Origin of the sequence: uncultured Cetobacterium sp., assembly GCF_947038635.1 — a bacterium.
Lineage (GTDB): Bacteria > Fusobacteriota > Fusobacteriia > Fusobacteriales > Fusobacteriaceae > Cetobacterium_A.
This window is the reverse complement of the sequence record NZ_CAMQXC010000063.1, coordinates 1-12,294: the sequence shown is the minus strand read 5'-3', so window position 1 is coordinate 12,294 and position 12,294 is coordinate 1. Positions and strand designations below refer to the sequence as shown.

11 protein-coding genes are annotated in these 12,294 nt (G+C 25.7%); 1 reads left to right on the top strand and 10 read right to left on the bottom strand.

Annotated elements, in window-relative coordinates:
* Nucleotides 1–129 precede the first annotated feature (129 nt).
* Nucleotides 130–1,224, bottom strand: coding sequence for a hypothetical protein (locus Q0V08_RS07225; RefSeq protein WP_297433455.1), 1,095 nt, complete (start codon nt 1,222–1,224; stop codon nt 130–132).
* Nucleotides 1,225–1,383: 159 nt separating this feature from the next.
* Here Q0V08_RS07225 and Q0V08_RS07220 point away from each other — a divergent pair, with 159 nt between their 5' ends.
* Nucleotides 1,384–1,818, top strand: a complete 435-nt coding sequence (locus Q0V08_RS07220; protein ID WP_297433454.1) for a MarR family transcriptional regulator — start codon at nt 1,384–1,386, stop codon at nt 1,816–1,818.
* Between the two features lie 210 nt (nt 1,819–2,028).
* On the opposite strand, the gene Q0V08_RS07215 is transcribed toward Q0V08_RS07220, so the two are convergent.
* The 9 genes from Q0V08_RS07215 to hsdR all read right to left on the bottom strand — a co-directional run.
* Complete coding sequence (locus Q0V08_RS07215; RefSeq protein WP_185892703.1) at nt 2,029–2,763, bottom strand: hypothetical protein; 735 nt, start codon at nt 2,761–2,763, stop codon at nt 2,029–2,031.
* Entirely contained in the window at nt 2,764–3,738 is a 975-nt protein-coding gene (locus Q0V08_RS07210) for a hypothetical protein (RefSeq protein ID WP_297433452.1), read from the bottom strand. It lies immediately after the preceding gene.
* Nucleotides 3,722–4,207, bottom strand: a complete 486-nt coding sequence (locus Q0V08_RS07205) for a hypothetical protein (protein WP_185892699.1) — start codon at nt 4,205–4,207, stop codon at nt 3,722–3,724. Before Q0V08_RS07205 ends, Q0V08_RS07210 begins: the two co-directional genes overlap by 17 nt.
* A gap of 120 nt (nt 4,208–4,327) precedes the next feature.
* Nucleotides 4,328–6,004 carry a DUF2326 domain-containing protein gene (locus tag Q0V08_RS07200; RefSeq protein WP_297433447.1) on the bottom strand — a complete coding sequence of 559 codons (1,677 nt, stop codon included), beginning with the start codon at nt 6,002–6,004 and terminating at the stop codon, nt 4,328–4,330.
* Nucleotides 5,985–6,245 carry an ABC-three component system middle component 6 gene (locus Q0V08_RS07195; protein ID WP_297433445.1) on the bottom strand — a complete coding sequence of 87 codons (261 nt, stop codon included), beginning with the start codon at nt 6,243–6,245 and terminating at the stop codon, nt 5,985–5,987. The genes Q0V08_RS07200 and Q0V08_RS07195 overlap by 20 nt, the downstream gene beginning before the upstream one ends.
* A gap of 63 nt (nt 6,246–6,308) precedes the next feature.
* Complete coding sequence (locus tag Q0V08_RS07190; protein WP_297433443.1) at nt 6,309–7,280, bottom strand: hypothetical protein; 972 nt, start codon at nt 7,278–7,280, stop codon at nt 6,309–6,311.
* A 37-nt stretch (nt 7,281–7,317) separates the two neighbouring features.
* Nucleotides 7,318–8,862: a restriction endonuclease subunit S gene (locus Q0V08_RS07185; RefSeq protein ID WP_297433441.1), complete on the bottom strand. Its 1,545-nt coding sequence runs from the start codon at nt 8,860–8,862 to the stop codon at nt 7,318–7,320.
* Nucleotides 8,855–10,282: a type I restriction-modification system subunit M gene (locus Q0V08_RS07180; RefSeq protein ID WP_297433439.1), complete on the bottom strand. Its 1,428-nt coding sequence runs from the start codon at nt 10,280–10,282 to the stop codon at nt 8,855–8,857. Before Q0V08_RS07180 ends, Q0V08_RS07185 begins: the two co-directional genes overlap by 8 nt.
* Before the next feature lie 13 nt (nt 10,283–10,295).
* The coding region (hsdR, locus tag Q0V08_RS07175) for a type I restriction-modification system endonuclease (RefSeq protein ID WP_297433437.1) at nt 10,296–12,294 on the bottom strand (1,999 nt) is incomplete at its 5' end.

Sequence of the window (12,294 nt, the reverse complement as noted above, 5' to 3'; positions counted from 1 at the left end):
CTATTATATATTATAGTTTAAAAAATATTTTATTAATTCAAAAGGAGCCTAACAAAAGTTAAGCTCCTTTCAAATTAGCACTTTCTATAAAAATTAAAATCTTTATTCAGATTTTAAGATTATAAGCTTTTAAAATGTTGTTTTCATCGCTACGTAAGCAAATGGTTGCCATCTCCAATCTGAAGCTGAATCTTGGTTTATATTATCCCAGTTTCTATATTCTGCCCCAACTCCTACAGTCGTCACAAAATTTTCTGTTACTCTATAATCAGCTGACATGGCTACCTGTCCATACAATTCATACGTATCTTTTGATTTTTTCATTACGTATGAATTTTTATTACTATCAAATCCATATCTATCATATTGTCTAAATACGTATGGATCGTATCCACCCTCAAAATCTAAGTTAATTCCATAATTATTTCCTGCATATAACTCAAAATGTCTACGTAAATAAAACTCCCACTCTATTACAAATTCTTTATCTTCTCTATCACTTTCATTACTTCCTGTTATGATATCTTGATTATAGAAATAGTAATCTAAATAAAGTGTACCATCCCATGTTATTCCTAATGGTAAATTTCCTGCATATTCTAAATCTGCTCCAATAGCGTTGACATAGTTTCCACCATTAGAACTTGGAAATAAATGATAATATTTGGGAGCTAAAACTAATTTTTCTACAAAAGCTCCTTTATTTTTATATAAATCCATTCTTAATTGATATTCTAACTCTTGATCATCATTTTCCTGATTATAATACTCAATTCTAGACGTCATCCAATTATTATGAGCATAATACAATCTCATTCTTGTTTCTGTTCCATCTTTAGCACTATTATCTTTAGAATCGTCGTCTCTTTCTAAATTATTATAGTCTCTTATTCTTCCTTCTAAAAGAATTTTTTCAGTTGCTTGAACACCAAAAGTTGTTTGTAATCTAGAATAGTTATTAGCTCCTCTATTCCATTCATCTTGAGCTATACTTGGATCTACTGAGGTATCAGAAAAATTATTCCTTAGGCCATCACCATGTCCCTCAGTTTCACCATAACCCTTATATTCTATTCTTAAATATCCACTTGGTCTAAAAGTAGTTTCTTCTTTTACAATATTTATTTCCTCTACCTCTACTTTAGGATAATTAACAACTTCCTTTCCTTGCGCCAATGTAGTTATAGCAAAAAGTGCACTTAAATAAACTAGATTTTTTTTCATAATTCCCCTCCATTTATATTTTTTAATCCACCTATTGTTATTTTAAAACTTTTTATCTTAGAATAATAGTTAGAAGAGATAACCGTGAACTCTTCACCCTTTTATTTTTATTTTAAATGGTTTATTATATACATATAAACTTACTAAAAGGGGAATATCATGAAAACACACGAAGGGGCAATTTATTTAATTTCTTCAATTAATAAAGAAATTGATTTTCTATTTAATTATCTTTTATCAAATTTAGAAATAACTAAAATGGAGAGTGTTTATTTAAGACTTATTTATAATAATCCTGGAATTACTCAGTATGAAATCTCTAAAGAAGCTAAAATAGAGCGATCTTTAGTTACTAAATATATAACAAATTTAGAAGATAAAGGGCTTATTGAAAAGAAAAAACTTGATTCTAGAAAAAAGGGACTTTATCTTTTAAAAGATGGTATTTCAGCTATTGATTATATCGATTCTTTCTTGCCAAATATACAAGAAAAATTTAAAGATTTATTTTCAGAAAGTGAGATTAAAATTTTTTTAAATATATTAAAAAAATTTAAAAAACAACTAGAAATTATAAATAGTAAAAATTTATAATATACAAAAAGGTCATTAAATCAACTTTGATTTAATGACCTTTATTTTTAATACTATTAAATATCTTATGGCGCCCCCATGGACGCTCTACTAATCCACACACCTAATTATTTTTATTTAAAATCTAACTTTTAAATATTTTATTTTTTATTCTTTTATTTAATGATTCAATAACTCTTCTTGAATTTCTTATTAATATTTTCTATAATATTAATGTGTATATCTTAACTCTATCAAAATTTCTATTTCATCTAGAACTTTTTTTAATCCTTCATTATTCTCTAATTTTTTAAAATATTCAATAACTTGCTTAGCCATTAAATTATCATATTTTCTTGATAAAAATTGAGGAATTTGTCCATATTCTAATATGTCATCACAGACTGCATCTATTATTTTTTTTATTTTACTATTTAAAGAAAAAGTTGTTATATGCCTCGATCTATCATTTTCTATATATTTTGTTATATTTTCAGAGTCTTCACTAGTTATTACAACAAATTTTCTAGCATAAAGTGATAATTCAATATAATCTGAAATTTTATGTTTTAAAGGATTATACACTCCATTTTTTACTCTATAAATAGTTACACATTCATCATAGCATGATTTTATATTATTTTTATGTTCACAGTAAGAACACTCTTTTTTTGCTTTATCGTGTAATTCTTTATATCCTTCTCTAAATTTTTGTCTGTTTTTCGAAGAGTTACAAGTTGGACAAGAATAAACAATATTATATTTATAATTTACAAATTTTTCCTCAATAGCCTTATCTATATAATGTTCTTGATTAGCATTATGAGTTACTTTATCATAACAGTACATACAAAATCCACCTGTTAAAACTTTCAAAGCTTCTTTCACATCTTTATAATTTTCACCATACACATAATTTGTATAATCAATTTTACTAATATCAAAATCTATTAATTTAATGCCCACCTATTTTTTCCTTTCAGCTAATATTTTATTTCCAAAATTATACATAATTTTTACTTTATTTGATTTTTCTTTATATAGTTCTGCTATTTTTAGTATTTTTTCAAGCCTCTCATAATTACTTGTTATTTTATTATTACGCAAATTATCAATTATATTTCCTATATTATATAGTAATTTTTCAACTTCATCTATCTTTTCTTCATTAACTACATCAAAAATTTGTTCTCTTATTTCCTCTATTGTCTTAAAATCTTTTGTTTCAAAATATTGTATAACTTTGTCTGTGTTTATTTTTATAACCTTAGAGTCTTTTGTTCCTAATATAAGATCATAAGAATGTGTTGTTATAATAAATTTATATCTTGGAAAAAATTCTTCTAAAACTTTTAATAATTTTAAAGAATTTAAACAGTCTAAACTTTTGCTTACTTCATCTAAAAATATTACAAATCTTCTTTTATATTTTAGCTTTAATAAAAATAATTCTGTTACTATTCTTAAAATCGTTTGGTATCCAATAGAAATATCTTTTCCATCATTTAAATAAAAATTAATTCCTTCTATCTCTAACATTAAGTTATTATTTTCCATTACTAGTTTAATGTTAAAACAACTTAATATTTTTTCAACTTCTTTTCTTATCTTCTCTTCACTTAATAATTCCATAAATTTAATTCCTAAAGCTATTGCAACTGAATCCAATTCATATCTACCATAGGTATCGTAAGCTTTTGCTTCGTATACTTTATCTGTTTTTAATCTTTCTTCTGTAATTATATTAAACTCATATTCTTCATCTTTAATGGGTGTTTTTACTAACCTTAGTTTAAATGAGTGATTAATCACTCCTATATAATAAAAATTTTCACAATTTTCTAATATAGAATAGGCTAAAAACGATTTTCCTACACCATTATTTCCAGTTACTAAAAAATTTTCTTGTTCATTTAATATTTTCTCAACTATCAATTCCATTATTTTTTCCCTCTTCATTTTTCAAAAATTTTGTTAATGAAATCCCATATATATTTTTTATTCTCTTATAAACAGCTCTTCTATTTTCTTTTTCTTCGTTACTATATAAAATATTTAATCTTACACTTTTTTGAAAAATAGAATCGTTTTTTAATTTTATTTTATTCAATATTTTATACTTATCTTCTAGCTCTTCTAATATATAGTTATAATCCTTATTTTCTATTAACTGTCTGTATATTCCCACTAAGTATTTTCCTCCAGTCAAAAGAATATACTTATCAGAATAATAGCTTTTAAAAACTTTTATTTCAATTTCATTTTCTATTATTGAGTCCTCAAGTTTTTCATTTGAGATTTTTTGTTTAATATTTTTTAAGCTAACAATCTCTTTCTTTTGCAACAAGTCTATTAGTTCTAAATAAGTGTAACGTTTATTTACTACCTCTAAATAAGCTTTTTTTTCCATTCTTTCTTCCACCTCCCTATTTCCATATTATGCTCTACTGATTTTAATTTTAAAAATATTTTAAAAAAGTTCTCATTTATATTAAAAAAATTACTTCACCTATATTTTTTCATATTTCTTTTACTTAAATTCAACTCTCAATAATTTATTTTCTACCCCTTCATCTGTTAATTCAATAACTTTTTGAGAATTTATTAATTCATCAAAATCAGAATCTATTCCAGAGTATTGGAAAGTGTTTAATGAAACTATGTACTGCTTATTCTCTTCTTCGGCTATACGTTTTCCTAATAAAATTATAGAAATTATATTTCTTGAATCTATTCCAGAGAAACATGCTGAATCATGTATTAAGAACTCACTTTTATTAGAAAATTTAAAAATTATAAAATCCATTAATATGTTCTTTACAGCTTTTCTTCCTTCCCCTGTATCTCCATCTAAAGTCAAGTCTAAATCAAATAGACTTTTTTTTCTACTATTATTTGATATTGCAAAGTCAAAAAATACTGTCACATTTGTAGCAAAGATATCTTTAACACACTCATACACAAAGTTATTTATCGTTGTTAATTTCTCTTGATATGCTTCAAACTTCCTTGAAATCTCTAACTTCTTTACCTCTATTTCTTCTTCCATCTTTTCAATTTTAAAAAGTAAATCATTTAAAGAACTTAGTGATCCTCTTTTATAATTCAAATCCTGTATCTCTGAATTTATCTTCGAAATATTATTAATAATTTCTTGATATAACTTGCTCTCTGATATTATTTTAAGCTCTACCTTTATAGCTGATTTTAAGCTATCTATTTGAGATTCTAAGTCCTTTATCTGATCATCATTATTTTTAATTTCCTTAGTTATAGTTGAAAGTCTATTTTGATAAATTGTCTCAAAAAATCCTTTTACATCATCAAACCTTTTTACTACTTTATCTCCTAAATCAACTTTTGCTTTTTTATATAAGTTTTCAATCATTAAAGAGCCTTTATCTAACTTATTTGATTCTTCTAAATATCTTCTTAAATTATCATTTTCCATTTGAAACTTATATCTTTTAAACTCTAGCTTCTTTAAGGTATCTGAATTTTGAGCGTATCCTTTTACTATATTTGAATTAATGGATGTTAAATCTAAATCCTCTAATTTTAAGTTTAAATCACTCATTTCTTTTTCTTTTTCTTCTAACTGTTTATTGATATTAAAAAGCTCTTTCTTTATATCTTTTAAACTGATTTCTAAAATCTTTAACATCTCTTTTATAGACTTTGATTTCTTTTCTTTTTCATCTCTTAATTTATCATATTTTTCTAAATCCTCTAGAAAATCAAAATTCATAAGAGAACAAAAGACTTCAAAATCTTTAATTGATGGATTTGGAAATCTCGTACTAATTATATTTTCTCTATATTTTAAAAGAAATATTTTTTCTAACTCTGCTCTATTTATACCTAATAACTCTTTAAAGTTTTCTAATTCATATTTTTGACCTTTATAGAAAACTCCATCTGTTCCTATAACTCTTTTTATAGTTACTTCCTCATTATTAACTAAAACTTCACCCTCTACTGTCCAATCATTTAAAAATTTTGAAAACAACTTGCTCGTAGAATTACTTCCTAAAATATAGTTAATAAAAAGTAACAATAAAGTTTTACCAATACTATTAGAACTCTTCTCTTTTTGTTTAGCATCCATTATCTTTCCTAATATAACAGATAGTCCCTCTTTATTAAACTTTACTTCTCTAACTAAATCTTCTTGAGGGTTAAATATACTAATTTTTAAAATTTTCATTAAATATCTCCCCCTTTTCATTATAGTTTATAGTTCCCATTAAATACAAAACTTCAAGTGTATATAAAAATTTATTAAATGTTGGAGGGTATTTTATAATTTTACTTTCAATATATTTCTTATTAAAATCAGACCACAATTTATCTATAGTTATACTTTTTTTACTAATTACATCTAAAAGAAAAGCTCCTATTCCAACTAAACTTTCAGATGGTGTTATATACTTATCGGGTAAAATCATCTTTTACACCTCCTCACTTTATTTTATTTAAATTATACCATAAATTGTCTACTTTTCTAGCTCTTACTTTTCAAAAATGTCGCACTTCTCAAAAAGAAAAACAATGATTAATTCTATTGTTGGTTTTATAAATCCAGCTCTATTTACAAGATTTGATAAATTATCTATTAAATTATTATACAACTCATCTCCTGAAAATCTTTTTCTTAACTCTAAATACTCTCTTATTATATAAGCTTTTAGAACATCAAACTTTTCTTTTAACACAAAGTCGGAATTTATAAAATCACCTTCAACTTGTTCCATAAAAATTGTCTTCTTTAAAATTAAATTTATTTTTGCGGCATTTTCATTCAAATTATTTTTACTCAATTTTTCTTGTGGAGTTATAATTCTATAGTCAAACTCTGTTGAGTATTGGATATCATGAACCTTTTCACAAATCAATTCAATAGTATCTATTATTGCCTTTGGAGTTATGTCCTCTAAGGCTTCTATAGTAAAATTTCCCATTCTTCTTAGTATTTTACTTAAAACTTCTGTGGGTAACTGTTCTAATAAATCTCTTATATGATCAAGGTTTACTAACTTAGCTTTAAAATTACATGAATATTTTTTAGAAATCTCTAAAGCAATCTCTTTGTAATTACTTTTAGTTTCTGGAGGTAATCCTTTATCATGGGTATTGTATAAGAATATAAATTCATTGAATTTTCCTCCCCATTTACCATTTTTAGTAACGTGATTAACAATACCTTCTAAGTCTTCTTTAAACTTATCTCTCAAGTCTCCTATTATAGATTTTTTTTCCACTATAACTATAGGAGCATATATTTGATAAAAAATTCCCTCTTCTTCAACCCAACCATCATTTTTATCATCTCCACCATAAGAGGGATCTGGCATTGTAAAAGTCTTTCCTTGCATTTTATAATACTCTTCTAAAATAGACTTCACTCCATTTTGAAAGTTCATTCCTGTTTTTCCTTGCAAATCTTTTATTATAGCTTCTACTTTAGAATATTTATCACTCATCAATCATACCTCATCTATAGTTTTATATCTTAATACTTTATTCTACCTCTAGAACTTTTTTCAACACTTCAAGTGAAGGAATATCCTCTATATTTTCTGTTCCTAGTTCACCTCTAAATGCTTTATCTAAAATTGATTTTTCTAAAAGCTCAATCATCTCTTCCATCTCTAGGATTTCATTGATTTTATCTTCTTTTTTTAAAACATTATCTAAAATTCTCACTATCTCTTTTTGTTCTTCTAATGGAGGTAGTGGAACAGATGTACTATTAAAATTTTCAATTGTTATACTTGGAGAATTAAATCCTTTTAAAAAGCTCTGATAATATTCTTTTATATAATTTGTTTGCATATAATAAAATATATATTTTATAGGTGAAACTTTACTTTTGAAAACTGCGAATCCCGTACTTCCTATAAAATTTTCTTTTTCTTCTTCTATTAAAGCAAAATTATTTAAATATGGTCTTACTAAAGAATACATCATATATCCTTTTTTTAAGACTCTTCTTGCTCTAGTTGATAACTCTGAAACTTTTTTTTCTTTAATTGTATTTATTTTAAATAATTTATTATTAATAGATTCAATATCCACATAATTTATAGTCTCATTTTTATCTAATTTTTTTTGGATATCTAAATTAGTCGTATACTCAATTATTCCTTCTAACTTAACCCACTCCCAATTATCAGGTATTTCATAAGGTTGTTCTTCTTTTGGGATAGCCATTTCTTCTACTGAAAGTAATTTAGGTTTTAGCGGTTTCTTTTTTCCTTCTTCTAGTGCTTTTTCACATTCGTCTTCCCATAATCTAATTTTTTCTTTGTTTAAATTTTCTAATAAAATTTTAGAACTTTCTATTGAATTAGATTCACGCCATTTTCTTGTTAGCTCTCCACTAAATGCTAAATTTAAAATACTAGCTCTTCTATTTTCAAAAGTTTCTTTTGCTTGTGCTATTAATTCCTTAGCTTCATTTATTCTTCCAAGCATAGAGTCTAATTTTTTTACTATTCTTTCTTGTTCTTCTAATGGAGGTAATGGGAATTGTAGCTCTTTAAAAACTTTAAATGGAGGAATATTTTTTATAGCTGTTCCTTTACTGAAAGAGTTTGATATTTTTTTCAACATAAAATCAAAATATTTTATATAATATTCTTTTGTTGTAAGGGAATTTAAAGTTATTTTCATCAATGCTTGATTTATTATTCCTTCTTCTATCTCTTCTGGTAGTATATAAGTTTCTCCGATTGTCCCAGCACAACTTACTATTATATCTCCACTTTTTACTTTAAATCCTTTCATGCTTGTTTCGTAATATTCTTTAGTTATATAATATTCTCCCAATTTCCAATCTTTTTTTATAGCATTTTTTTGTTCATAAACCTTTATACTTGAAGTACTCTTAGGAACAAACATACTTTTAGTTAAACTACTTCCAAAAGGTCCTTTTTTATAATCTCCTAAAATTCCAATTTTCACCCATTTCCAACTATTTGGCAAAGTGTAAAACTGCTGTTCTTTTGATATAAGAGCCTCTTTTAGTTTGTCTTCTATTGTTACCTCTTTTTTCTTACTCATTGCTTTCAGCTCCACAAATATGAAGTTCTTTTATAACTCCTCTTAATAAATCCATAGCCTCTTCTAATTTTGATATAGCTTCCTCTGCACTATCAATCGGGTTTGGTAAATCTTCTGAATCTATAACACTTTCATCCTTTATAAGTCCTAAATCTAAAGAGTAATCTTTTTTTACAATATCATCTAATGAGAATCTATTCCATCTCTCAATTTTTTCTTTTTCTTCTTCAGTATTAAAAGTTCTTTCAAACTCTTCAAAATGCTCTTTTGTCAATGGTGTTGTCTTTCCAAAATTAGGCATGTTAGTCCTTAAATCATAGTACCAAATTTCTTTAGTATTCCCATGTTCTGTAACTCCTCTATCAAAGAATAAAACATTTGTTTTTACTCCTTGTGCATAAAATATTCCCGTAGGTAATCTTAATATTGTATGAACATTACATTTATTCAATAAGTCAACTCTTATATCCTTACCAACTCCACCTTCAAATAAAACATTATCTGGAATTATTACTGCTGCTCTAGATTTTCCATTTTTCTTTAATGAGTTATAAATTATTTGCATAAAGTTTAACTGTTTATTTGATGTTTCGTGCATTAAATCATCTCTTGTTGCTCTTTCCCCACCTTTCTTAGTTCCAAATGGAGGATTAGATAATATTAGATCATAGTTTTTTAAAGATTTTCCTAACTCAGATAAAGTATCTCCTTGAATAAAATAATTACTATCTATTCCATGTAATAAAGCATTCATAACACCTAGTCTATGAGTATCTGGAACTAGCTCACAAGCTGAAAAAGCTTCTTTTTCTTGAAATTCATATTGCTCTGCTGTTAATGTAAAATAATTATCTGTTTTACTTTTTAAATATTTATCTGCTTCTATTATAAATCCAAATGTTCCTCCAGCTGGGTCAAATACTCTTTCTCCAATTTCTGGCTTTGTCATTCTAACTATTGAATCTATTAAAACTCTGGGAGTAAAATATTGTCCCGCTCCAGATTTTTTTTCAGAAGCATTCTTTTCTAAAAGCCCTTCATATAAATCTCCTAGATCTTCTTTATCAACAGAATACCAATCTATCTTATCTATTTCACTAAATATCTTTTTTAAGTTAGCAGGTTCTTCTATTTTTGTTTGAGCATTTCTATAGATAATTCCTAAACTTCCACTCTTATTACTTAAATCTATTAACATTTGTTGATATGTTTTTTTCAACTCAATTCCGTCTAATTTTTTTAATTCATTCCAAGTATATTTATTATCTATACCTATTTTCTTTTCTGTATCTAACTCTGAAGCCATTTTTAAGAATAATATGTATGTTAGTTCTGTAACATATTCATGATATGTTATTCCATCATCTCTTAATACATTACATAAATTCCATAATTTTTGTACAATTTCATTATTTGTCATTTATTTTCTCCCATTAATTTAAAATCAAATCTTGTTTCAATATATTTATTATTTCATTTAACATTCCATCTAACTGCTTATCAATTCTCTTATAACCACCATACTGTTTAAATTGAGATGTTTCTAAATCATCCTCTGTTAAAATTTCATTATTTTCTAGATATTTCTCTATTCTTTCTAAAATTATTTTTTGTGGTGCTGTCCAACGATTTAATTTTTTTATTTTAGACATAACATCACTAATCTTTTCTTTTTTATCTATTATTGGTGAACCTTTTATAGCATATTTTATAAAAGTCATCATATTTGTTAGAATATCTTCATTTTTTACTATATTATAAGCCACTTCTAAGTTCTTTTGTTTAAATCCTTCTTCATCCAGTAAAGCAACAATCTCTTTCAATTCTTTTCTAGTAAATCTTTCTGGTGACATTTTTAAAAGTTTTAAGGCATCTATTTTATCTTCATTTTCAATAATAAATTCTTTGAAACTCTCTAGATAATCCTCTGGCCTTCTATTTTCAAACTCTTGATAAACTTCTTGAACTTCATCTTTGTGATCTGATATAACTTGTTTATTTATTCCTAACTTTAAGCTATCTATATAAATTAAAAACTCTTTTTCTTTAATCAGTTCCTCATGTATATTTTCTTTTGGAAGATTATTTAAATACCTTATGTATTCATCTATACTTGAGATTTCGTCTTCTCTTTTGGCATTAAAAAGAGCTTTAATAGAATCTTGACCTCTTTTTTCTAATCTTTTCTTTTTTCTTTGAAGTCTTCCTATTATTTCATCCTTAAAATAATTAGTAGCGTCTATATCTCCATTAGAATTTTCTAAGCTTGAATATAATTTTTTTATATTTGAGTTAGGACTTGTTACAACTGGCTTCATGTCGCTATGCTCTTCTAGATCTGCATAGATATCAACAGCATCATATATTTTAAAGCAATCCTTTCCAATTTCGTCACATCTTCTTGTAGCTCTTCCTATCATCTGTTCATATAAAATTCTACTTTTCACTTTTCTTAAAAATACCAAATTGGATATTGCAGGCACATCTACTCCTGTTGTTAATAAATCTACTGTTACTGCTATCGTTGGATAAGGTTCATTCTTAAATTTCTTTATTAATCTTCCTACATCCTTTACTGAACCTGTTAATTTTTCTATCATATCATTATTCATTTGAGGTTGCCCATAAGTATCAAATTCTTCTTTTAAAATCCTAACAATCATATCTGCATGTTCATCTGTCGCTGCAAATATAAGTGTTTTTTCTGGCCCAAAAGGATTTATATATTTTACTAAAGCCGAGCATACAGCTCTGTTGAATCCTTCTGTTATAACTGTTGTATTGAATTTATCTACATCAAAATTTAATTGGTCTTCAATATTTTTTACAACATTTACTTTTTTTGTTTCATTATCATAAACTTTGACATCTGCACCCTTTTCATAATGAATCCCATCTGATGATAATTTTGTTTTTATAATATAAGGTGGCTCGAAGTCTACTAAATATCCATCTAAAACTGCCTGTCTATAAGAATATTGATATACTGGCTCTCCAAATATTTCATATGTATGTAAAGCTGGTGTTGCCGTTAATGCTATTTTATCAGCTTGAAAATAATCAACAACACTTCTATACTTACTTCTATAATCCAACTCATCTCTAAAATTCTCTTCATTTTCATCTTGAATTTTATCTAAAATATATCCTCTATGAGCTTCATCTATTATAATGCAGTCATACTGTCCTACTGTTGGTTTATTATCTGAGTATAAAATTCTTTTCATTAACCCTTGAACAGTAGCTATATGAACTCTTGTTGTATCCTCTGGAAATTTATCAGTTAAACCTTTTATATCATAAATTTTTGAAATAGGTAACTCACTTTCAATTTTAGCATTATCAAAAGTATCTTTTGTTTGTTCTCCTAAAGTTGATCTATCCACTATAAATAAAACACGCTTATATTTTTCTGCTTTTAATATTCTATAA

Bases quoted from the DNA above. Each gene is read 5' to 3' on its own strand.
- Q0V08_RS07225 (WP_297433455.1), bottom strand. From the start codon at position 1,224: ATGAAAAAAAATCTAGTTTATTTAAGTGCACTTTTTGCTATAACTACA.
- Q0V08_RS07220 (WP_297433454.1), top strand. From the start codon at position 1,384: ATGAAAACACACGAAGGGGCAATTTATTTAATTTCTTCAATTAATAAA.
- Q0V08_RS07210 (WP_297433452.1), bottom strand. From the start codon at position 3,738: ATGGAATTGATAGTTGAGAAAATATTAAATGAACAAGAAAATTTTTTA.
- Q0V08_RS07205 (WP_185892699.1), bottom strand. From the start codon at position 4,207: ATGGAAAAAAAAGCTTATTTAGAGGTAGTAAATAAACGTTACACTTAT.
- Q0V08_RS07200 (WP_297433447.1), bottom strand. From the start codon at position 6,004: ATGAAAATTTTAAAAATTAGTATATTTAACCCTCAAGAAGATTTAGTT.
- Q0V08_RS07195 (WP_297433445.1), bottom strand. From the start codon at position 6,245: ATGATTTTACCCGATAAGTATATAACACCATCTGAAAGTTTAGTTGGA.
- Q0V08_RS07190 (WP_297433443.1), bottom strand. From the start codon at position 7,280: ATGAGTGATAAATATTCTAAAGTAGAAGCTATAATAAAAGATTTGCAA.
- Q0V08_RS07185 (WP_297433441.1), bottom strand. From the start codon at position 8,862: ATGAGTAAGAAAAAAGAGGTAACAATAGAAGACAAACTAAAAGAGGCT.
- Q0V08_RS07180 (WP_297433439.1), bottom strand. From the start codon at position 10,282: ATGACAAATAATGAAATTGTACAAAAATTATGGAATTTATGTAATGTA.